At 26.1% G+C, this 24,498-nt stretch carries 18 protein-coding genes; 7 read left to right on the forward strand and 11 right to left on the reverse strand.

Going from position 1 to position 24,498, the window contains the following annotated elements; genetic code table 4:
- Nucleotides 1-3: 3 nt before the first annotated feature.
- The 5 genes from UPA3_RS01905 to UPA3_RS01925 all read right to left on the reverse strand — a co-directional run bounded on the left by UPA3_RS01905 (nucleotide 4) and on the right by UPA3_RS01925 (nucleotide 5,352).
- Nucleotides 4-993, reverse strand: coding sequence for a class-II aminoacyl-tRNA synthetase family protein (locus tag UPA3_RS01905; protein WP_006688600.1), 990 nt, complete (start codon nucleotides 991-993; stop codon nucleotides 4-6).
- Complete coding sequence (gene pgsA / locus UPA3_RS01910; protein ID WP_010891744.1) at nucleotides 971-1,627, reverse strand: CDP-diacylglycerol--glycerol-3-phosphate 3-phosphatidyltransferase; 657 nt, start codon at nucleotides 1,625-1,627, stop codon at nucleotides 971-973. The genes UPA3_RS01905 and pgsA overlap by 23 nt, the downstream gene beginning before the upstream one ends.
- The gene (gene asnS, locus UPA3_RS01915; protein WP_006688779.1) at nucleotides 1,608-2,972 is read right to left on the reverse strand and encodes an asparagine--tRNA ligase; all 1,365 of its coding nucleotides are present in this window, start codon (nucleotides 2,970-2,972) and stop codon (nucleotides 1,608-1,610) included. The genes pgsA and asnS overlap by 20 nt, the downstream gene beginning before the upstream one ends.
- 93 nt (nucleotides 2,973-3,065) lie before the next feature.
- Nucleotides 3,066-3,689 (reverse strand): hypothetical protein, encoded by a 624-nt coding sequence (locus tag UPA3_RS01920; protein ID WP_006688418.1) that lies wholly within the window; start codon nucleotides 3,687-3,689, stop codon nucleotides 3,066-3,068.
- A gap of 139 nt (nucleotides 3,690-3,828) precedes the next feature.
- The gene (locus UPA3_RS01925) at nucleotides 3,829-5,352 is read right to left on the reverse strand and encodes a DUF2130 domain-containing protein (protein ID WP_006688803.1); all 1,524 of its coding nucleotides are present in this window, start codon (nucleotides 5,350-5,352) and stop codon (nucleotides 3,829-3,831) included.
- 241 nt (nucleotides 5,353-5,593) lie between these two features.
- Here UPA3_RS01925 and UPA3_RS01930 point away from each other — a divergent pair, with 241 nt between their 5' ends.
- The 4 genes from UPA3_RS01930 to leuS are packed head-to-tail and all read left to right on the forward strand — an operon-like array spanning nucleotide 5,594 to nucleotide 12,518.
- Entirely contained in the window at nucleotides 5,594-6,895 is a 1,302-nt protein-coding gene (locus UPA3_RS01930) for a thymidine phosphorylase (RefSeq protein WP_006689156.1), read from the forward strand.
- Between the two features lie 30 nt (nucleotides 6,896-6,925).
- On the forward strand, nucleotides 6,926-9,646 hold the full coding sequence (alaS, locus tag UPA3_RS01935) for an alanine--tRNA ligase (protein WP_006689116.1): 2,721 nt from the start codon (nucleotides 6,926-6,928) through the stop codon (nucleotides 9,644-9,646).
- Nucleotides 9,639-10,082: a Holliday junction resolvase RuvX gene (gene ruvX, locus UPA3_RS01940; RefSeq protein ID WP_006688766.1), complete on the forward strand. Its 444-nt coding sequence runs from the start codon at nucleotides 9,639-9,641 to the stop codon at nucleotides 10,080-10,082. The genes alaS and ruvX overlap by 8 nt, the downstream gene beginning before the upstream one ends.
- Before the next feature lie 15 nt (nucleotides 10,083-10,097).
- Nucleotides 10,098-12,518 (forward strand): leucine--tRNA ligase, encoded by a 2,421-nt coding sequence (gene leuS / locus UPA3_RS01945; RefSeq protein ID WP_010891746.1) that lies wholly within the window; start codon nucleotides 10,098-10,100, stop codon nucleotides 12,516-12,518.
- Nucleotides 12,519-12,711: 193 nt separating this feature from the next.
- Here the strand turns inward: leuS and UPA3_RS03380 are convergent, their stop codons facing one another.
- From UPA3_RS03380 to mba, 3 genes are all read right to left on the reverse strand, one after another.
- Nucleotides 12,712-13,335, reverse strand: a complete 624-nt coding sequence (locus UPA3_RS03380; RefSeq protein ID WP_010891747.1) for a DDE-type integrase/transposase/recombinase — start codon at nucleotides 13,333-13,335, stop codon at nucleotides 12,712-12,714.
- A gap of 393 nt (nucleotides 13,336-13,728) precedes the next feature.
- Nucleotides 13,729-13,956, reverse strand: a complete 228-nt coding sequence (locus UPA3_RS03385) for a hypothetical protein (protein ID WP_010891749.1) — start codon at nucleotides 13,954-13,956, stop codon at nucleotides 13,729-13,731.
- A 198-nt stretch (nucleotides 13,957-14,154) separates the two neighbouring features.
- On the reverse strand, nucleotides 14,155-15,348 hold the full coding sequence (gene mba / locus UPA3_RS03305) for a multiple banded antigen (protein ID WP_012316994.1): 1,194 nt from the start codon (nucleotides 15,346-15,348) through the stop codon (nucleotides 14,155-14,157).
- A gap of 310 nt (nucleotides 15,349-15,658) precedes the next feature.
- On the opposite strand from mba, the gene UPA3_RS01970 reads away from it, so the two are divergent.
- Nucleotides 15,659-16,408 carry a DUF1410 domain-containing protein gene (locus tag UPA3_RS01970; RefSeq protein ID WP_012316982.1) on the forward strand — a complete coding sequence of 250 codons (750 nt, stop codon included), beginning with the start codon at nucleotides 15,659-15,661 and terminating at the stop codon, nucleotides 16,406-16,408.
- Nucleotides 16,409-16,549: 141 nt separating this feature from the next.
- On the opposite strand, the gene UPA3_RS01975 is transcribed toward UPA3_RS01970, so the two are convergent.
- On the reverse strand, nucleotides 16,550-16,762 hold the full coding sequence (locus UPA3_RS01975; protein WP_012316984.1) for a hypothetical protein: 213 nt from the start codon (nucleotides 16,760-16,762) through the stop codon (nucleotides 16,550-16,552).
- A gap of 169 nt (nucleotides 16,763-16,931) precedes the next feature.
- Here UPA3_RS01975 and polC point away from each other — a divergent pair, with 169 nt between their 5' ends.
- Nucleotides 16,932-21,260: a DNA polymerase III subunit alpha gene (gene polC, locus UPA3_RS01980; RefSeq protein ID WP_010891752.1), complete on the forward strand. Its 4,329-nt coding sequence runs from the start codon at nucleotides 16,932-16,934 to the stop codon at nucleotides 21,258-21,260.
- 114 nt (nucleotides 21,261-21,374) lie between these two features.
- The gene (locus UPA3_RS01985) at nucleotides 21,375-23,015 is read left to right on the forward strand and encodes a Vmc-like lipoprotein signal peptide domain-containing protein (RefSeq protein ID WP_010891753.1); all 1,641 of its coding nucleotides are present in this window, start codon (nucleotides 21,375-21,377) and stop codon (nucleotides 23,013-23,015) included.
- Nucleotides 23,016-23,094: 79 nt separating this feature from the next.
- On the opposite strand, the gene UPA3_RS01990 is transcribed toward UPA3_RS01985, so the two are convergent.
- Both UPA3_RS01990 and UPA3_RS01995 read right to left on the reverse strand, forming a co-directional pair.
- Nucleotides 23,095-23,898, reverse strand: a complete 804-nt coding sequence (locus tag UPA3_RS01990; RefSeq protein ID WP_006689011.1) for a hypothetical protein — start codon at nucleotides 23,896-23,898, stop codon at nucleotides 23,095-23,097.
- Entirely contained in the window at nucleotides 23,898-24,404 is a 507-nt protein-coding gene (locus UPA3_RS01995) for an NAD(P)H-dependent oxidoreductase (RefSeq protein ID WP_006688984.1), read from the reverse strand. Before UPA3_RS01995 ends, UPA3_RS01990 begins: the two co-directional genes overlap by 1 nt.
- Nucleotides 24,405-24,498: the final 94 nt, after the last annotated feature.

The raw sequence follows: 24,498 nt of genomic DNA on the forward strand, positions 1-24,498 counted from the left end.
AAATTATAGTAATTTAATCCCTTTTTTTAACAATTCATCTTTATATTCATTTGGTCAAACTGAAACTTGTACCTCACCAATGTGTTTTTTGTTTAATAAAAACATACATAAACGACTTTGACCGATTCCCCCACCAATTGTTTGGGGTAGTTGATTATTTAAAATCATTTGATGATAAAAATTATTTTCTTGATCATTTTTTAAATTAGCAAAATTTGTTTGCTTAATAAAATCTTGTTTGCTAACACGAATTCCCATTGATGATAATTCAATGGCTTGATCATTTAATTTATGATAAACAATTAAATCTCCATTTAAATTTCAATTATCATATTCTGGAGAACGTATTGATTGAATATAACCTGATTTTAGTGGATATCCAATTTGGTATATAAAAATTGCTTTATGAATTTTTGCAAACTCATATTCACGTCGAGATGGTGATAAATGTGGATATAAATCTTCTAATTCTTGTGAACTAATAAAAGTAATACTATCTGGTAAAATAATTTGTTTTGGATTATATAATTGATCAATTTCTAATTGAACAATTCTAATTGTTGAATAAATTTTATTAACGATTGATTTTAAAAAATCTAAGTTACAATCTTGGTTATTAATTAAAATTTCTCAATCTCACTGATCAACATAAATGCTATGAATTTCATCGATGTCATCATCTGCACGAATTGCATTCATATCAGTATACAAACCTTCATATAAACTAAAACCATAATCTAATAAAGCTAAACGTTTTCATTTTGCTAGTGATTGAACAATTTCAAGTGTTTTATCTAATTTTTTAGCATAAAAACTTACTGCTTTTTGTTTATGGTCTAAATGATCATTTAGACCTGATTGTCCTTCAACAAATAATGGTGCTGTTACACGTGAAAGATTTAAATTTTTTGCAAAATGTTTTTGAAAAGAATTTTTAATCTCTACAATTGCTTTTTGTGTTTGATTAATTTTAGCTTTTTGTAATTGATCCACGTTTTTTAACTCCTTTGTAAAAATTAATGTAGTAAATAATACCACTGATTACAGATAATGATGTTGCAAAAAATAAAGGAATATTAAATAAATAAACGTTTTTTCATGATGAGGTTAAGCTTAGTAAAAATAAAATAAAGCAAATACTAATAAATAGTAGAATGGATTTAATTTTGCCAAAAATATTTGCTGGAATAATAATTTTCTTACTTGAAGCAAACATTCGTAAACCATCAATAAAAATATCTCGTAAGATATTAATAATTGTTAAATAAGCTAGTGCTGTATGATCTAGTGTTAAACAAATTAAAACACCATTAACAAGGATTTTATCAGAAATAGGATCTAAGATTTTCCCTAAATTTGAAACTAAATTATATTTACGAGCTATATATCCATCTAAGAAATCAGAAAAAGCAGCAATAATAAAAATAATTGTTGCACTTAAACGCAATGCACTAATATTGGCATCTAAAACTTCATAGACAATATTTAAATTTTTTGTGTAAAAATCAACTAATAATAAGATGATGCAAATAAGTGCTAAAAAAATTCTAAAGATAGTGATAATATTAGGAATGTTTCTAAAAAAAGGTGATGATGAGATGTTTTTTTTAAAATTCAATTTGGCCATGACTTCGTGGGAATGGGATTGTATCTTTAATATTATTAACTCCTGTTACATACATCACTAAACGCTCAAAACCAATTCCAAAACCTGATGACATATAATATCCGAAACGACGTAAATCTAAATATCATTGTAAACTTTCAATTGGCATTTTTAATTCTTGACATCGTTTTAATAGTTTCTCATAACTATCTTCACGTTGTGATCCACCCACTAATTCGCCAACGCCTGGAATTAATAAATCTGTTGAAGCTACAGTTTGTTGATCATCGTTTAATTTCATATAAAATGCTTTAATATCCTTTGGATAATTTTGTAAGAACACAGGACCTTGATGATATGTTTCACACATGTATCTTTCGTGCTCTGATCCTAAATCCATTCCAAAAAAGATTTCATTATTTTCGAATTGATGACCATTTTTAACAGCATCAGCTAGGATTTTAACTGCATCTTTATATTCAATACGTTCAAATTTAGACTCAACAACTTTTTGTAGTTTTTTAATTAAATTTTCATCATTTCTTTGAGCTAAAAATTCTAATTCTTGTTGATTTTTTTCTAAAACAGCCTTAATAACATGTTTAACTAAATCTTCAACAATATCTTGCATACCTTTTAAATCAACAAAAGCCATTTCAGGTTCAATCATTCAAAATTCTGCTAAATGACGATTTGTGTGAGATTTTTCAGCTCTAAAAGTAGGACCAAATGTATAAACATTACCAAAAGCTTGTGCGTATGCTTCAGCTTGTAATTGACCTGTTACAGATAAATGAGTTTGTTTACCAAAAAATTCTTCATTATCAAATTTTTGAATACTAAAAGTTTCGCCAGCTCCTTCAGCATCATTTCCTGTAAACAATGGTGCAGCTAATCAACTATATTCGTTTTGATTCATAAATTCATGAACTGCAAAAGCAAGTGTTGCCCTCACTTTCATAATGGCATGAAATAAATTTGTTCTTGGTCTTAAATGAGCATTTAAACGCAATGTTTCTAAATTTAAATCATTGTTTGATAATAAAAAATCTTCATCACTTTGTTTTAAAATTTGAGCATTTAATACTTCTAGTTCTAATGGTTGTTTAGCTGTTGGAGTTAATTTAATTACACCTTCAATAACAACAGCGGCTCACATTCGTGCTGCAGCTATTTCTTCATAATTGTCAATTTTATCAACACGATATACAGCTTGTAAATTTGTTAAAGAACTACCATCATTTAGAACTAAAAAACCAATTTTTTTTGAATCACGGTTTGAACGAACTCAAGCTTTAATTTGTATCTTTTGGCCTTCAAGTTTTACATAGTCTTGATTAAAAATTTCTTTAATTTTTAATTGCATAATAAAATCATTACCTTTTTTTTCTTTTTTAAATAATATATAAATAAAAAAGCAAAACATCATTGATTAATAAGTTTCGCTTTAAATTAGTTTTTATTGCTCGTTTTTTGCTTCTAGTTTTTGTTGCTTTTCAAGACGCTTTTGTTCACGTTGACGTTTCTTTTCTTCTTGTTGTTCATCAAAACGCTTTTCAGCAGCAACCTTATCTTGTTGAGTTTGTTTTACTAATTCAAAAATCTTTCAACCAGCATCTGACATACCATTATTTTTTAAACGACGATATTTAACGTATTTGCCAGATTTAACAGGTGTTTTTGGTTCTTTTTCTTCTTTAATACTTTCTTGTTTATTAACTTGATTATCTTGGTTAACATAAACAATTTTCTCAACAATTTTTTCGATTGGCTTTTCAACTTCAATAACTTTTTCAATATAAACAGGTTTTTCAACTTCAACAATTTTTGTATTGCTTAGGTTTGTTAAATCATTTAAATCAACACGTAATTTAACAATTTGTGTTTCATGATTTAATGACACTTCTTGTTCATAAACATTATTAGTTTCACCATCATCACTATCATAATTTTCGTGTTCACAATAATGGTTATATTCAATTGTTTTTAATTTTCTTTTTAAATTATCAACTTTATTAGCTAAATCACGAAGCTCTAATAATTCGCTAATTTGTGGATCATATTTTTTATTAGTTGCAGACATTTGTTCCTCCACTAAACGACTTGGACATTTATATTTAAATATAACATTAAAATATTATTAAATATTAATAATTTTAACATAATATAAGGAATTGAAATGTGGTTATGATCATCAAGAATTAATAATTTATGAAATTTATTTATTCTTCATCATTTTCATCATCACTAACTTCTAACAAAAGTTTATTTGGATCAATTTTTCTAATTGTTAATTCATTGATTTTCTTTTTTAAAGTATTTAGTTTTTTGTTAATAATATCTTCAGCACTTTCTTCAATACTTTCTGCTTTTTTAATAATAGCTTTTGAATCATCGATTATTTTTTTAGTTTTATCATTGATGTATTTTAGAGTGTTATCAACAATATCTTTTTTTAATTCATCAAGATTTTCTTCAATTTTTGCACGATCTTCATATCTTATGATTTGTGAATTAATTTTTGCTTTAAGGGTTGCAAAATTTCGAATCATATCAACTAAAGGAATGAAGTATTGTGGCCGTACAGCAAACATATTTTTGTATTCATTAATTTTTTTAATTACAAAATGATCTTCTGGTTCTAATTCAGTTACTAAAATTGCATATTCAGATTTTTGATTAATACGATCTTGATCTAATTTTTTATAGTGAGCACTATTTTTTGTACCTTTTTGATTGTCAAAAAATTCTGTTTTCGCTTCAATTGTCGCACTAAAAATTAATTTTTTATCATCATTTGACATTTCTTTACCAAAATCAAAAAATTCTAATAAAAAGTCAGCTTTTTTACCATCAATTGCTTCATTAATTTTAGTGAATGTCATATCAGGACATGAAAATGAGTAAGTTTCATCAAATTTATTTTTTAATCATTGTTCAAGTTCTTCACCAACAAGTTTAACATTTGATGATTTTTCACGTTTTAATTGTTCAATACTTTCTGTTAATTTATGGATCTCTTTATCTTTTTTACTTTCAAGTTCCTTAATTTCAACAATTTTTTTAGACTCTCAATTTTCTTTAGCAGCCTTCATATTATCTTCATGAGCTTGAATAGCAAATTTTAATTTTTCTATTTCAATATCTAAATCTATTTTATCTTTAATAATTTTTTGATATTCATTACTTTCTTTAAAATTAATAATTGCCATTTTTTCAGCATTATCTAATTTAATTTCTTGTTTAGCAATAGTATTTTTTAACGATTTTGTTTCTTCATCAAATTGGCTTTTTAACTTTAATTCTATATTTTCAATTTCTTTTTTGTAGCTTTGTTCATTACTTTCAATTGTCTTATTTAAAGAATTAATTTTTTCTTGTGCTTTAATTAAATTTTTGTATTCATCACTATCTTTAAAATGAGCAATTGCTTTATTTCCCTCATTTTTTAATTTTTCTTTTAATTCATCACGTTGTTTTTCTAAATCATATCTTTGTTTAACTAACTCATTGTAATCACGATCATTAGCTAAAAAATTATTTCTTCAATTTTGTTCTTCTTCTTCACGAATTTTTTTGATAAATTCATCACGTTGTTTTTCTAAATTTTGATTAAAAGATTCATAAATAGTTGAATTTTCATCTTTGAAAACCAAAATCTCATTGGTATTAATCGGCTCAAGAATTTCAAATTCTAATTTTTCAATATTAATTAATTTAATTTTTTTATTAGCTGTAGTTTTCATAAACGACTCCTTTGTGTTATTTTAGGATCATACTTTTATTATAATGTGTTCTAAAAAATATCATCTTTAAATAAATATTTATTTTTGGTACATTAGTTAATAATTAATGTTTATTCATAATTAAAATCTTAATCCTTAATTTATTAATATAGATTAGTAAAACTCACTTATTTTAAAAACTTTCGTGTTTTTCTTTGCTAAAATTAAAGATAAGTTTTTAAAAATTAAATTGGTGAAATTTATGTTAAATGTTGTAGAAATTATTAGCAAGAAAAAAAATAATATTGAATTAAGTGAACAAGAAATTAAATTTGTTTATGATGGTTTTGTTAATAAGACAATTCCAGATTATCAAATGGCAGCTTTTTTAATGGCTGTTAATTTTTGTGGATATAGTGAAAATGAACAATACTATGCAACTAAAGCAATGGTTGAATCTGGTAAATTATTAGATTTGCGTGTTGAAAATAAAATTGTTGTTGACAAACATTCATCTGGTGGTGTGGGAGATAAAGTTTCAATTATTTTAACTCCTTTACTATCAGCTTTAGGATTATACGTTGGAAAAATGTCTGGTCGAGGATTAGGGCATACTGGTGGTACAGTTGATAAATTAGAATCATTGAATTTAAATTTAGATTTTGATTTAAAAACATACATGAATCAGCTAAAAGATAATGGTTTATTATTAACTGGTCAATCAGATGATATGGTTGTGGCTGATAAATATATTTATGCATTACGAGATGTAACAGCAACAAGTGATGTGTTTGATCTTATGATAGGATCAATTATGGCTAAAAAATTAGCTTTAATTACTGATTATATTTTCTTAGATGTTAAAGTTGGTGAAGGAGCATTTTGTAAAAATGTTGCACAAGCAGAATCTTTAGCAACAAAGATGTTAAAATTATCAAAGAAATTTAATCGTAATACAATTATCCATTTAACAAATATGGACCAACCTTTAGGAAAAGCAATTGGTAATGCTATTGAAATTAAAGAAAGTATGGATTATTTATTAGGTAAACCAGTGCCCCAAGATTTATATGATTTAATTAATCAGTTTGCTTTAGACATCTTAATTGATACAAAATTCGCTAAAAACAAGGAAGATGCTCAATCTAAGATTGATAACGTCATTAAAAATGGTTTAGCTTATCAAAAATTTGTGAATTGAGTAAAATGATACAAAGGTGATTATATTAGTCTTGAAAATGATACATATTTTAACCCTAAATACAAATTAGAGATTTTAGCAAAACAAGATGGATATTTAGACTTTAAATCAACAAAAGAATTGGGTATGATTGCTGTTGATTTAAAAGCAGGACGTAAAGTTAAAACTGATCAATTAGATTTTCAAGCTGGAATTTATTTAAATAAGAAAAATAATGATTTCGTTAAAACAAATGAAGTTATTGCTACACTTTATGCTAGCGAGCCAATTAATGATGAAGTTGTTAATAAATACCATAACAATGTAGTTTATTTAAAAACACCAAAACAAATTGCACCATCAATTATTAAAGTAATGCGTTAAATAATAAAAAAGTAAGGAAGAATATTTATTATGCTGAAATTAAGTACGAATGAGATTAGAAAAAAGTGAATTGAATTTTTTGAGTCAAAGGATCATTTATTTATTGAACCAAAGTCATTAATTCCCAAAAACGACCCTACACTATTATGAATTAATTCTGGTGTTTCAACCTTAAAAGATTATTTTAGTGGTAAGGTTAAACCACCACATAAACGTTTAGTTAATTCTCAAAAAGCTATTCGTACAAATGATATTTTTAATGTTGGATTAACGAGCCGTCACCATACTTTTTTTGAAATGTTAGGGAATTTTTCAATTGGTGATTATTTTAAAAAAGAAGCTATTGATTGAGCTTATGAATTTTTAATTAACGTTTTAAAAATTGATGTAAAAAAACTATGAGTAACTGTTTTTGAAGATGATCAATTTACGAATGATGAATGAATTAAATTAGGAATTATTAAAGAGCAAATTATTAAATGCAATCGTGATCGTAATTTTTGAGATGTAGGTAATGGCCCTTGCGGCCCATGTACTGAAATTCATTATGATCGTGGTGAACGTTTTGACCCAAATAAAATAGGATCAAAATTAATTTTAGAAGATATTGAAAATGATCGTTATGTTGAAATTTGAAATATTGTTTTCTCACAATTTAATAATGATGGCCATAACAATTACACTGAATTATTACAAAAAAATATCGATACAGGAGCTGGCTTGGAAAGAATTGCTTGTATTTCACAAGATGTACCAACTAACTTTGATAGCGATGTTTTTATGCGAATTACAAAAAGTGTTGAACAGTTTTCAGAATATAAATATGACATGAATGAATACTTTCATCCCAATGTTACTCAAAATAAAATTAATTTCGCTTATAAAGTAATTGCAGATCATATGCGTGCAACTGTTTTTGCGATTGCAGATGGTGCAATTCCTTCAAATAAAGAACGAGGTTACATTTTACGTCGTTTAATTCGTCGAACTATGGTTTTAGTGCGTCGTTTAAATATTAACAATCTTTTATGAGTTGATGCAGTTGTTGACGCTATCGCTTCAACAATGGGTGATTTTTATACTTATTTAAAAGATGAAAAAACACTTACTAAAATTAAAATGATTTTAAATAAAGAAGTGCAATTATTTGAAAAAACTTTACAATTAGGTTTAAATATTTTTGAAAATTCTATTCGTAATCAAGAATTAGATAAAGAAATTACTTTTAAACTAGTTGATACATATGGTTTTCCAATTGAATTAATTAAAGAAATTTGTGAACAACGTAATGTTAAAGTTGATTTAGAAGCTTTTGATGCTATGTTTAAACATCACCAATTAATTTCAAAAGCAAACAAAGCTAATTTAAAAGTAATGGAATCACAAAACGAATCACTAATGCAATTAGATGTTGATTCAACCTTTCACTATGAAATATTTAGATGAGAAAATGCTAAAATCATTACTTTATTTAATGAGGATTTTGAATTGGTTGATGGTTTAGATCATGAAGATGGTTATGTTGTTTTTGATAACACATGTTTTTATGCAACATCAGGTGGTCAACAACATGACACAGGTTATATTATTAAAAATGATCAACAATTTTTTGTTGATGATGTTTTTAAGGCACCTAATCGTCAACACGTTCATCATGTTAAAAATGCTAGTTTATCAATGAATGAGCATGTTATTTTACAAATCAACGAGCAAGATCGTAAATCAATTACAGCAAACCATACAGCCGAACACTTATTACACTATTGCTTAAAACATGTTTTAAGTCCTGATATTAAACAAGAAGGAGCTGCTAAATATCCACATAAAGTAACATTTGATTTTACTTATCATGCTCAACCAACAAAAGCACAATTAGATAAGTTAGAAAATGTATTAAATGAAATGGTACAAAGTAATTTTGATGTACAAGAATTACACATGGATTTAGATGAAGCTAAAGCTGTTGGTGCTGCTGCTTATTTTGAAGATGTTTATAAAAAATTAAAAGGCAAATTACGTGTAATTAAAATGGGACCTTCAATTGAGTTATGTGGGGGTACACACGCACATCATACATCAGAAATCGAGCGAATTAAAATTGTTGAATGTGCTTCTAAAGGGGCTGGCTCTTGAAGAATTACTATGGTAACAGGTCATGATAATTTAGCAAAATACATTCATGATTTATATGTAGACTACTTAAATGAAATCAATCACTTAAAAGTTAATTTAGATATTAATGATCATAAATTAAATGATTTATATAATGCTTTTGCAAATTGAAAAAATCTATCAATTGATGATTATGATTTATTAAATGAAAAATTTGCTGAACTAAAACAATCATTAATTAATTTTAAAATCGAATTTGATAAACAAAATGCCAAACAAGCTATTATTGATATTAAAAACACTTTTAATACACAACTAACTAATAAACGTGTACACGTTTTTAAAAACACTGATAATAAAAATATCTTCAATGCTTTAAATGAATTAATTAACGAAAATCAAGATACATTATTTATTAGTTTCAACTTAGATGATAATAAAATTCAATATTTATTAGCAATTAATGAAAAGTTTGCTACTACAAACCAAATTAATTTAAATAAATATATTAAAGAATTAAATACTATTTCTAATGGTAAAGGTGGGGGCAAGCCATATTTTGTTCAAGGTGGAACAAGTGAACAAGAAAAATTAGATGAGTTATTAACTGTTGTAGATAAATGAGTTATTAATGCGTAAATTAGCACTTGATTTAGGAACAAAATCATGTGGTTTTGCAATTAGTGATTTATTAGGAATAATTGCTAGCGGACTTGATAATTTTATTTATGAAGAAAATGATTTTACAGCTGTTTTAGCTAAAATTGATGAAATCATGATTAATTATCATCATGAAATTGACACAATTGTTTTAGGTTATCCAACTAATGTTTATGATGGATCAAAAAATGAACGAACATATTTAATCGAATCATTTTATGCATTATTAAAACAACACTTTTTAAACCATGAAAAAATTAAAATTGTTTATGAGGATGAACGTTTTAGCACTAAAATTGCAACTCAACGTTTAAAAAATAGTTGTGTTAAAGCAGCTAAAATCAAAAAAGTTAAAGATAAAATGAGTGCTGTTGTTATTTTAGAAAGTTATTTAAGTAAAAATCATTTTAATTAAAGAAAGGTAAGACTTATGTATAATCACAATAAAATTGAAAAAAAATGACAAAAGTATTGACTAGATAATAAGACTTTTAAATTTGTTGATAATCCTAACAATCCTAAGAAATTTTATGTATTAGACATGTTTCCATATCCTAGTGGAAAAGGATTGCATGTTGGTCATCCCAAAGGTTATACAGCAACTGATGTAATTAGTCGTTTTAAACGTTTGAATGGTTATGATGTTTTACATCCAATTGGTTGAGATGCTTTCGGTTTACCAGCAGAACAGTATGCATTAGAAACAAATAATCACCCTCATACTTTTACGCAACAAAATATTAAAATTTTTCGTAAACAATTACAAATGATTGGTTTTGATTTTGACTATGATAAAGAAGTTGATACAACCGATCCTCAATTTTATCAATGAACGCAATGGATTTTTGTGCAATTATATAAACATAATTTAGCTGAAATTCAAGATATTGATGTTAATTGATGCGAAAATTTAGGAACTGTTTTAAGTAATGAAGAAGTTGTTTTAAATGATAAAAACGAACGGGTAAGTGAGCGAGGTGGTCATCCTGTTGTTCGTAAACCAATGAAACAATGAGTTTTAAAAATTGTAGATTATGCTGATAAATTATTAGATGGTTTAAATGAAGTTGAATTTAGTGAATCATTAAAATCGTTGCAACGTAATTGAATTGGTAAATCAATCGGTACTAGTGTGCAATTTAAGATTAAAGATTCACTTTTAACACTTGATGTGTTCACTACACGAATTGATACTATTTATGGGGTACAATACTTAGTAGTTGCACCAGAACATCCAATTCTTAAATCTATTACTAGTGAGCAACAAATTAATGTTGTTCAATCATATATTGAACAAACAAAGAAAATAAGCGATTTAGATCGCATTGCTGATACTAATAAAACTGGTGTTTTTAGTGGTGCATATGCTATTAATCCAATCAATCAAGAAATCATTCCAATTTGAGTAAGTGATTATGTTTTAATGAATTTTGCAACTGGAGCTGTTATGGGTGTACCAGCACATGATGAACGTGATTATGCTTTTGCTAAAAAATATGCATTACCAATTAAAAGTGTAATTGATACAAAACAAAAATTACCATATGCAGGTGATGGTTTACATATTAACTCAGCAATGATTAATGGTTTAAATATTAAACAATCTCAAAATGTTTTAAATGATTATTTAATTAAAAATCATCTAGGAAAAAAAGTTGCAAACTATAAATTGCGTAATTGAATTTTTAGTCGTCAACGTTATTGAGGTGAACCATTCCCAGTTTTATTCGATGAAAATAATCAAATAAAGATTATCGAAGACTTACCTGTTTTATTACCAAATTTAAATGAATTTAAACCTTCTAAAACTGGTGAATCTCCCCTTGCAAATGCCCAAGAATGATTATATGTAGAAATTGATGGTAAAAAATATCGTCGCGAAACAAATACAATGCCACAATGAGCAGGCTCATCATGATATTTTTTAGCTTATATTTTAAAAAATGAAGATGGTTCATACACACCATTAAATAGTGAAGAAGCTAAAAAGCGTTTTGCTAAATGATTGCCAGTTGATGTTTATATTGGTGGACAAGAACATGCTGTTTTACATTTACTATATTCGCGTTTTTGACATCGTTTTTTGTATGATATTGGTGTAGTGCCAACAAAAGAACCATTTTATAAAGTAATTAATCAGGGAATGATTTTAGGCGAAAATAATGAAAAAATGTCTAAATCAAAAGGGAATGTTATTAATCCTGATGATATTATTGCTTCGCATGGTGCTGATACATTAAGAATTTATGAAATGTTTATGGGACCATTAACAGCTTCATTACCATGAAATCCGGATGGGTTAGATGCGATGCGAAAATGATTAGATCGCGTTTATCGTTTATATCATAATTTAAGTGAACTAGAAGTTGTCGAAGATCTTAATAAACTAAATGAAGAAATAATTATTGCCTATCATACTTTAATTAAAAATTACACAAAAGCAATTAATGAACAAGCATTTAATATTGCGATTAGTGAAATGATGGTTTTTGTTAATGTTTTATACAAAAATAAAGTTATTAATTATGAATTATTAGATAATTTTTTAATTTTACTTTCATGCTATGCACCACATTTAGCGGAGGAATTATATAGTTTAAACCATTCAGAATCTGTTTGTTTACAAAAAATGCCTATTTATGATGAACAAAAAATTATTGCTCAAAATATTACAATTCCAATTCAAATTAATGGTAAATTAAAGCACACAATCAATGTTTTAAGAGATACAAATGCTGAAGAGTTAGTTAATTTAGCATTGGCTTGTGAACAAGTTAAACAAGAAATTGGGGATCAACCAATTAAAAAACAAATCGTTGTTGTTAATAAAATTATTAATTTTGTTATTTAATGTTTTTTACTATGTAAAAAGACACTAATATTGATTTTTATTTACAATAAAAAAATAATTAACAAAACCCCAGTATTTTTTTCAATAGGCTCATTTTAATGATAGATTAAACCTATTGTTATAAATATTTATAGCTTGTTAAAGCAATTACTAACAAAATAAAAAACCACCATTGTAAACTAGGACAAAAAATTTAGACTCAAATAGATTTATTGTTCATATAAACATCCCACATTTGTTGGGGTGTTTTTAAATCAAATTTTTTGATAAATCTTTCATTATTATACAAATTAATAAATTTGTCTATTTCTATTTGCAATTCATTAAATGTTAAACTTTTTGCTTTTTGAAAAAAATTTGAAAATATTTCAGTTTTTAGAATAGAAAAGAAATATTCTACTTCTCTATTATCCAAAGAATTTCCAACTCTTGACATAGAAATAGTGCCATTAATTGAATCTATGTAATCAAGGAATTCCTTAGAGGAATATTGATATCCGTGATCTGAATGTACAATGAATTTTTTAGGAAATTTAGTTAGTTTAAAATGTTTTAAAACAAGATTAGTATCATTATATTTTGATAAATTCCAGCTCACAATTTTCTTTGTTTTATGATGCAATAAAACCGATAAATATACATGATTTTCTATAACATCAGTGGGTGAAGGAATATATGTCACATCGGTAGCATATATATCATTCATTTGGCCATCATAATCTCTATTGGCTAAGTTTTTGAATGTTGCATTAACATTCTTTATTTCTCTTTTTCTTTTGCTTCTTCTTATTTCGCATAGCAAACCCAATTTATTCATAATTCTGCCCAGAGTCCTTGGATTTATATCGATTTGGTACTTTTTCTTTTAAAAAAAGTGAAAGTCTTTCCCTTCCAAATCTTCCTTTGCATTCAATAAAAGCCTCTTTTATTTGTTTTTCATATTGAATTGCCTTGTTTTTGGCTGGCAATTTAAATTTTTTAATTCCTAAAATAGTGATAATTTTGCTTTATTGATATTGAAAAATTATGCTTCTTTTTAATTTTTTTCAACAACTTCTTCTAAATTTTTGCTATTGTTGCGTTTTAAAATTTCTTCATAAAAAATATCAGTAATGAGATATTCAAGTTGTTCTCTTGACATTTCTTTTAAAGTTTTTTCACGAAGTTTTTTTCTTGTTCAATATCTCTTTTTCTCGTGCGACTTGAGCCCTTACCTTTTTTTGGTAGCCTTGCCTGTTTGCGAATTTATATTCATACCTAAATTATAGAGTTTATATTTGGTTTTAATTAGTTTTAAACTATATTTATTTAGTTGCCTTCCATTACTAATTTCACAATATTTATATGATAAAAATTCTTTAGAAATATCATAATTTAAATATTGTTCATATCAAAAAAATATTGATAATCATTCATCTTCTCTTAATTGTCTTCCCATAATAATTTAACCTTTCAATAATAAAAATAAAGACTCGCTTTTTTTCATTACGAGTCTAATTTTTTTGTTCAGGTTTAAAAAATGGGCTTTTTTTATTTACTAAAATTTAAATTCTGAAAATTATCAGTTTTAAAATAATAAAAAATAGCTCAATTTTTTGAGCTATTTAATTTAAATTTTATTTTTTAACTAAAGTAATTATTTTCCAGTAGTTTCTTTACCTGCTGGTTGTTCTTTACCTGCTGGTTGTTCTTTACCTGCTGGTTGTTCTTTACCTGCTGGTTGTTCTTTACCTGCTGGTTGTTCTTTACCTGCTGGTTGTTCTTTACCTGCTGGTTGTTCTTTACCTGCTGGTTGTTCTTTACCTGCTGGTTGTTCTTTACCTGCTGGTTGTTCTTTACCTGCTGGTTGTTCTTTACCTGCTGGTTGTTCTTTACCTGCTGGTTGTTCTTTACCTGCTGGTTGTTCTTTACCTGCTGGTTGTTCTTTACCTGCTGGTTGTTCTTTACCTGCTGGTTGTTCTTTACCTGCTGGTTGTTCTTTACCTGCTGGTTGTTCTTTACCTGCTGGTTGTTCTTTACCTGCTGGTTGTTCTTTACCTGCTGGTTGTTCTTTACCTGCTGGTTGTTCTTTACCTGCTGGTTGTTCTTTACCTGCTGGTTGTTCTTTACCTGCTGGTTGTTCTTTACCTGCTGGTTGTTCTTTACCTGCTGGTTGTTCTTTACCTGCTGGTTGTTCTTTACCTGCTGGTTGTTCTTTACCTGCTGGTTGTTCTTTACCTGCTGGTTGTTCTTTACCTGCTGGTTGTTCTTTACCTGCTGGTTGTTCTTTACCTGCTGGTTGTTCTTTACCTGCTGGTTGTTCTTTACCTGCTGGTTGTTCTTTACCTGCTGGTTGTTCTTTACCTGCTGGTTGTTCTTTACCTGCTGGTTGTTCTTTACCTGGTTGTGTAGTTTCAAAGTTCACTTTTTCTGTTTGATAATTCAAATTATCAGATATTAACAAACCTGAAGTCTTGATTAATCCACTTTTACTAATAATAGTTAATTGTTCATTAGGTTTTGGTTCACGAGGTAATTTAACGTAAATTTTTTCACCAACTAAATGACCTTTTTCAAGTGTACTTTCTGTTTTGTTTTCAGCTGATGTAAGTGCAGCATTAAATTCAATGTTACTTAATGATTTTTTATCATCATTACTTAGATCTTTAAAGTTTTCAATTTCGTAAACCGCATAAAAACTTTTACCGTCTGTTGATTTAGCAAATTGGTTACTTAACTTAGATTTAACAGTTGAATTAGAACATGAAGCTGCTATAGCAACTATTCCAGCTCCAACTAAGGTAACACCTAATGTCATAGCTCAGAATTTTTTATTTTTTAATAATTTCATTTATGATTCTCCTAATATAAAAAATATGTCATTTTATTGTTTTTATTTAATATATGTAAAAAATATGAACACTAAGATTTGGTAATCTTACATAATTTCTACAGTAATTAATTTTTAATTTTAACGAAAACATATAAAGATTGCAAATACTTTTTATTTAGCACTTGCACTTTTAATTATATAATTTTTACTATTTTTTTTATTTTTTTATTTTTCTGCATTATCGATAACATTATTAGATATTTTTTATTATAAATTATGATTAAAAATTTAATTATATATCTATATTATTTTTAATAAGTTTTATTATTTGAATTATCAAACAGAAAAAGTGAACTTTGAAGCAGCTTCAGCTCCAAGCCAACAACCATCTCCGACTCCAGCTCCAAAAACTGAAGAACCAAAAGAAAATGGTGGTAGCGAACAGCAAGCTGATCAACCAGAAAATTCTAAAAAAGATGATGTTGTAGCTAGTGGTGTAAAAATTAGTGAAGTCAAAAATAATACTGCTACTATTGAAGTTACATTTAGTAAATTTGAATTAGCAGATGCTAATAAAAAAGATTTTGTTTTAGAAGTTATTAAGAAAGCTGATACAAATCCAATTCAAGCAAGTGATTTAAAATATGATGAAGCATCTAAAACATTAAGCGGTAAACTAAGTGGTTTAAATTCAAATGTTGACTATGAAATTTCAAAACTAACTTTAAATGGTAAAGAAGTCAAATTTAATGAAGAAGAGTTGTTAAAATCATATGTTAAAAATGCAAAATTATTTATGACATTCAACAAAGAAAATAAGAAAATTAATGTTAAATTACAAAATTTTGATATTTTAAATTCTTTAGAAGAAAATCAACCTATATTAACATTTGATATTGAAATTAAAAAAGATAGTAGTTTACAAGTAGTTCATAAATCATTAACAAAGAATCAATTATCAAATCTTAATGGTTTAGAAATTGATTTAAAAGATAAAATGAATGGAAATAATGCAAATTATGATGTTAAATTAACCAATGCTAAATTGTTAAATGTTAACATAGAAACACAAAAATAATATAAATAAAAATAGCTCAAAAATGGGCTTTTTTTATTTATTAAAATTCAAATTCTAAAAATTATCAGTTTTAAAGTAATAAAAAAACCAATCAATAGATCTTGTTTTTAAGATTTTTGAGTGGTATTTATTAATAAATTTTTATTTTTTAGCTTCTTCTAATTCTTCTTTAGCTTTATCAACTGCTTCTTGTTTTGTTGTTTGATTAGTTTTAGCTGTTTCTAATAATTGATTTGCGTTTTTTGATTCTTTAGTTGCTTCATCTAATTTTGTTTTAGCAGCATCAGCAACTTTTTGTTTGCTTTCAACATCAGTTTTAGCAGTTGTTAATTCTTTTTCTGTTTGATAATTCAAATTAAAAATATAAAATATCAAGTAATTTATATTTTAAAACATTTTTGAAACAAAATTTTGTTATATAAATACTTATATATTATAAAATAATAAAAATAAGATTATTCAAGTAATAAATGCAACTTAATATTATTGGTCTGCATTTATTTTTATAAATATAGGTGTTAAAATGGAAACAAAGAATGCATTATTTAAAAAGATTGTAAAAATTTCTGATCAATTATTAAATAAAATTAGTATCAAAAAATTAACTAAAGATAAAAAAAATAATTTATTTGTTTATTTTGACGAATTTGTTGATGTAACAATTATTGATGAATTACATCAATTATCAAAAACAACATTAATGCATGATTTACAAATTTGATATATTAATAATTTAAAAGAAGTTGATCATAAAAAAATATTAACTTTTTTTAAAAAAATTAGTGAACAAAATGCTAATTTAATCTTTTTAGAACAAATAAATGATTTAAATACAAAAATAGAATATAACTCTAATTTAAATTCATTAATTTTAAAAATTAATGATAAATTAATTTATGATCATTTTATAGCAAATAAATTAGAAATTTTAAACATCTTAAAAGTTTGATCACTACCTTATAGTAATTTTGAAATTCATTTTGAAAATCTTAGTTCATTATTAAATGAAAAGCATGAACAAGCAGTAAATGAAATTATTAGTCATCATATTCAACAACAAAAACATTTAGAACAACAAATTAGTCAGCAGCAAAATTTTTATAATAATCAAAAGGCAAATTTTAATTATTATAAAAATCCTTCAAATAAAACAATTACAAAATTAATTGATATTAATCCTTTAATGAATAATGCAAAAATTCGAGCTTATGTTTTTTTAAAAAAGATTGATATATTAAAAAGTGGAGCAATAGCTTATAAACTAAATGTTATTGATGATAGTGAAACCTTAACAATTATGACTTATTTACCAAGCGGTGAACATCCTTTAAAAAAGTTTTTAGATGAACTGAAAATTGATCAATTAATCGAGGCTGAAATTGATATTGTTTTAGATAATATGAGTAAGAGTGGTCAAGTTCCTATTGGTAAAATTAAAAAAATTTGTTGCGTTGAAGATAAACATGTAAAAAAACAAATCACACCTCGTTTAGAACTAAATTTTCATACAAAAATGTCATCACTTGATGCAATTATTTCGACACAAGAATTAATTGATTTTGCGGTTAAGAATCAATTAAAAACAATTGGCATCACTGATCGAAATGTTGTACAAGCATATCCTGAAATCGCTAAATTTTCTAAAAAACAAGATTTAAAAATTATTTATGGTTTAGAAACAGAAGAATTAGAAGATCAAATCCCATTAGTTTTAAATGTTCGGGATCAAAATTTAGATAATGCTACATATGTTATTTTTGATATTGAAACAACAGGATTATTTCCTAATTTTGATGAAATTATTGAATTTGGGGCCGTGATTATGCAAAATAATAAGCAAATTGGGGAAAAAATTCAATTTTTTATAAAACCTATTCAACAAATTAATGAGAATGTTACTAATCTAACTAATATTAGTCAAGAAATGGTCAATAATGCAATTGATGAAAAAACAGCATTATTAAAAATTAAAGAAATTTTTGATGACCATATTTTAGTTGCACATAATGGAATTAATTTTGATATTAATTTTATTAATCAGAGACTGTTAAAATGAGGATTAGAACCTCTTAAAAATCCTAGTATTGATACATTAATGATATCACGAGCAATAAATCCATTTAAAAGTCATCGATTAGGAGCGATTTGTAAAAAATATGAAGTTGATTATAATGATGAAAGTGCACACCGTGCAGACTATGATGCCATAGTTTTAGCTGATGTTTTTAAAGTTATGAAAAATAACTTATTTAATGATTTTGGAATTACTAATTTAAGTGAAATTAATACTAAATTACAAACAACAATGTTAAAAAATCGTAGTTTTGGTAATTGAATTAATCTTTATATTAAAAATCAAGCAAATGTTAAAGATATGTATGAATTAGTGTCTATATCTCATACTGATATGTATTATACAAGACCAACAATTACGACAAGCTTTTTAGCAAATAAAAAAGATAAATTAATTATTTCTAACTCGATTCACGAATCAGATTTAATCAATGCTTTATATTCAAAAAACGATGAAGAAATTAAAAGGTTAATTCAACGTTATGATTTTATAACATTACCATCATTAGGTTCACAAAAACACTTAGTATATGCTAAAAAAATTACAATTGAAAATGTACAAAAAGCTTTTAAAAAATTGATCTATTTAGCTTTAGAATTAAACAAGATTATTATTTATTCAAGCTCGCCTTATTATTTCTTTAAAGATGATAAAAAATTTTATGATGTTTATGTTAATACGAAAGGTCTCGAAGGTAAAGCACACCGATTTGCTAATGAAGTTTATGTTCCTGATTTAGAATATATTGATCAAAAAAATGCCATTGATGAATTAGCTTATTTAGAAGATGAAAAGTTAATTAACTTGATTATTAATGAGAATCCTGTGCATATTAATAGTTGATTTGATGATAGCATACAACCTTTAAAAGAAGGATTGTATGCTCCAAAAATGGAAGGTGTTGATCAAAAAACAATCGATTATGTTTATCATACTGCTAAAAAAATATATGGAGAGAATTTACCAACAATTGTTGAACAGCGCATTAAAAAAGAATTAAATTCAATTATTAAACATGGTTTTAGTGTTGTTTATTGAATTTCACATTTATTAGTAGAAAAATCAATGCAAGATGGTTATGGTGTTGGTAGTCGTGGTTCGGTTGGCTCATCACTTGTCGCAACGTTTTTAAATATTACTGACGTTAATCCGCTTACACCACATTATTTATGTCCTAATTGTAAAAAATGTGAATTTATAACAAACGCTGATGATGGATTTGATTTAGCTCCTAAAAGTTGTGAGCAGTGTCAAACTCCAATGTTAACTGATGGACATAATATTCCTTTTGAAACTTTTTTAGGTTTTGATGGGGATAAAGTACCAGATATTGATCTTAATTTTTCTGGAGTTTATCAAGCAGTTGCACATAATTTTATTAAAAGTATTTTTGGAGAAACACATTCTTATCGTGCTGGTACAATTGGTACTATGGCCCAAACAAGCGCTGAAAATACGGTTAAGAAGTATTTTGAAAACCGTTTTAATGAAAATAAAATTATTCGTGATTCAACGGTTAGTTTATATGTACAAAAGTGCATTGATTCTAAACGCACAACTGGTCAACATCCTGGGGGTATTATTATTGTTCCTAAAGAATATAGTATTTGGGATTTTTCACCTTATAATTTTCCAGCTAATGATATTAATGAAACTTGAAAAACAACTCATTTTGCGTTTGAATATCTACATGATAGTTTATTAAAATTTGATATTTTAGGACATGATAATCCAACAATTTTAAAACTTTTAAAAGATTATACGGGGATTGATGAACGTGATGTACCAATGTATGATCCATTAGTTATGAAATCATTTAGCGATATTAGTGCGCTAAATATTAAACCGTCTGATGTTTTAAATGAAACAACAGGAGCAATTTCTATTCCTGAATTTGGGACACGCTTTGTACGTGGTATGCTAGTGGATACTAAACCAAAATCATTTGCTGACTTAATTCGTATTTCAGGATTATCACATGGAGAAAGTGTTTGATTAGGAAATGCACAGTCATTAATTAAATCTGGTAAATTGCTAAAGGATGTTATTGCTTGTCGTGATGATATTATGACATATTTAATTCGTCAAAATGTTGAACCAAAAACTGCCTTTTTAATTATGGAAGATGTTAGAAAAGGTAAAAAGATCAAACCAGAACACCAAATCATTTTAAAAGAATTAAAGGTTCCTGAATGATACATTGAATCAGCTAATAAAATTAAATATATGTTTCCCAAAGCACATGCCACAGCTTATGTTATGCATGCATGAAAATTTGCTTGATATAAAATTTATTATCCACTAGAATACTATGCAGCATTTTTTAGTGTTCGTGCTGATAATTTTGATTTATTTGTAATTAATCAAGGTAAAGAATTTATTGAAAAAACTTATAATGATATCGAACAACGTTCTAAATCACGCGATCCACAAAAAAAAGTTAGTTCACGTGAACTTGCTTTACAACCAATTTATGAAATTGTGATTGAATTATTAGCTCGAGGTTTTAAAATTTCAAATATTAGTATTGAACAATCACAGGCGACTAGTTATGTAATTGATAAAGAAAACAATGCTATTATTCCACCATTTATTGCGATTCAAGGATTGGGTGAAACAGTAGCTAATTCAATCATTGAAGCTCGTAATCAAAAAGTTTTTTCAACAATTGAGGATTTAAAAAACCGTACAAAAATTTCGCGTACAGATTTAAAAAATTTACGAGTATTAGGCGTTTTAGATCATTTAAGTGAAACTGAACAACTAACATTATTTTAATTTTTTTGTTATATAAAAACCCTTTCTTTATTTTTTTAGTAGTATAAATTTAACTGTGTTTATTTTTTAAACCAAATTATTTTCATTAAGGATAAATAAGAAAGTAGATATAAAATGAAAAAAATAAATAAAAAGATTTTGTTTTCTTCATTGTTATTTGGAACTGTAGCTATTGGAACTGTTGCAGTTGCAACTGCATGTAGTGACAATAAGAAAACTAAAAAAACAATCAACACAGGCACTACTCAACCCGGAAGTAGTACAGGAACAACAAGTAAATCATTAACGCAAGAAAAAGTGTTAAGAAATGAAATCATTTCTGAAATTTTGAATGCTAAATCTAAAAAACCAGATCGTGATAAGATGTGAGTTAATTGATGAAATAGTTCTTTTGAACAAGCACGAAAACTAGCAAGGGAAATGGATAAAGCAGTTGATTTAACAAAATCTTCAAATTTTAAAAAATTAATTGCTGATGGAAAATACAAATCTACATTTAGTGCACAAATTGAAGATATTATTACTAAAGTTAAACATGATATTAAAATGTATGCAGAATCACCATTTTGAAAAAAATGACGTGATGAAAAAAAGACTGTTATTACATTAGTAAATAACAACGCTCCTCGTGAAGATTTAGGAGCTATGAATGTAACATCAATTGATTTACCTGCTGATTTTCCAATTATTTATTCAAAACCTGATTATGATGGTATTCCTGGATTAGGTGCACGTTTTCCAACACCTAAATCAAAAGTAGCTCCTGAAAAATTATTAGATGATGGTTTCTCATTTGGAGATATTATTGTTGAAGATGGTTCAGATACTCAAAAAGCAAATCTACCTGGTCAATTAATTGAATCATTTGAAAAGACAGCTGATAAAGTAATTTACTTATACTATGATTCAGGTTTACCAGAAGCGTTTAAAAACAATCAACGTCAACCTGAAAAAATTAAACAATTTGAAGACTGAATGAAGAGTCAAAATGCTAATGATTTCGTTGCAAAACGCATGTTAAAAAATCCAAATAATAAGGACGATTTAATTGTTATGCCAATGAGTAGTTTATGATATGCAAGTTATGGTATTTTAGGAGTTAATTATTCATTACATGCCCTTTCAGAAGCATTTGGTATGCCAAAATCTGAATTAGATGCTTTAAAAGCTAAAGAAGAATTTAAAGTGCCAAAACAATTAGTTACATTAGTTAACCAAGCTACAGATTTAAAAGAAGATAAACAAACAATTAAAGATGAATGCGATCCTTTTAAATCACACCGTGATCCAAATCATAAAATTGACTGAAAAGTTTGAGCAACAAATTCACAAGTTTTAGATATTGCTATTACTTTAGGACTAAAACCTGATTTATTAGTAAATGGTGAATTATCAACAAGTGGACATGAAGAAAATCAATTAGCTTTATATTTATCAGATTATATTAATGGACAACTAAAAGATTGTAGAACAATTACTCCAAATGATGGAATTCGTTGAGAAACAACATCATTAACTAAAATTAAAGATTTAAATGTTAATTTGATTCTAGCTGGAATTCATGGGGAAGCTGCAACAAAAATGTTTGGTGCATTAATGAAAGAACATAAAGAAATTGCCAATTTTGCAATTACTAACCGCCGATTTAATGATGAAACAAGAAAAGTAGTTGCTCCTCAAGATCGCGATAAATACTCTCAAAATGCAGCTCTTGTTGATTGAGAAGATTACTTAAAAACAAAAGATTTACATTAATTTTTAATTAATAAAGATAAAGATTATAATACAATAAAAAATCCGTCTTATTATGTTTATAACAAAGATGGATTTTTTATTATTTATTTAATTTTTGTAAATAAAAATCAGCTTTTTGATAAGCATTTTCGCCATATATCTTAATTTTTAATTCATTAGTTTTTAAAAAAGCGTTTGTAGCTCATAAAAAACCATAATATGATGTTAAAAATAAGTATTTATAAATCAAGCATTCGTCATATCCTAATTTTTCTTTTATAAAAGAAATTCCAAAATTTAATTGGACATCATTGAGATCTCTTAAAAAATTAAATAAATCTCAATCTTTTAAATTTCTACTACTATATTCAAAATCAATTAATATAAAAAGATTTTCGCATTCATTTGCTAAAATGTTATTAATTGAAAAATCATTGTGAGCCAAAACAAGTTTAGTTCTTTTTACTTCTTGTTCATAAATAGATTTAAAATATGAAGCTAATGGATCATCTTTTACCAAAGGTAAATAAGATAAGTAATCAAAATCTTTAATTTTAATTTTTTTGTTAATGGTTAACGTTTGTAATTCTTTGATATTATGAATCACGTTAGCCATAAATCATTCATTAATTACATAAGGTTTTTTGACATTTATTTTTTGACTAATTAGGTGATGAGATTGTTGATCATAATAAAAATAACCTTTGAAAAATTTAGTAAACAAATAATGCTCTAAAGTATTTCCCTTTTTGATTTTAATTCTAATATATCAACTTAAATTGATTATGTCTACAACTTCAAATACCTGATTAGTTCAAGCATCTAAAACAATTTGAATCGATTTAAAATTATGAAAATCAATATTGATAAAATCAATTAATAATGATTTTGCTCAATTTTTCATTAATTTTGATTTTTAAAATATTTTATTAATTCATTAACAAATTGATTTAAACGCATTTGATCTTGATTAATTGCACCATAATAATAAAAACTTTTTTGAATACTTGCTCGTAATTTTTTCAGCATTCCATTTACATTATTCAAATATTCTTCAACTGAAATATTATTAATATTAGGATCTTTTTTTTCATAAAAATCTTGATTAGCTCCAGTTGTGATGATTTTATAAACTTCTTTATTTTCTAAACTAAAAGGAAAAGTTCTTCAAACTTCAATAAAATAACGTGATAATGATCAAGGAATGTTATATCAATTTAGCGTAAACAATAAAATAATTCGATCAAACCCTAAAATAAATTCTTGTTCTTTTGAAACATCAAAAGGTTGATTTGCATCAAGATTAACACAAACAAAATTTGTTTGTTTTTGAAAAGCTTCAAAAATTTGTTGTGTATGAAACGATTTAGTTGGACAAACGCGTGCGTATAAAACTAATGTTTTTTTCATGTTATTTAACTCCTTAAATTTATTTATTAAATTAAAACATAATTTAATAAAAATTAATATCATTAATTATTAATAATGATGAAAAAAACTATAT

This window comes from Ureaplasma parvum serovar 3 str. ATCC 27815, assembly GCF_000019345.1.
GTDB lineage: Bacteria > Bacillota_I > Bacilli_A > Mycoplasmatales > Mycoplasmoidaceae > Ureaplasma > Ureaplasma parvum.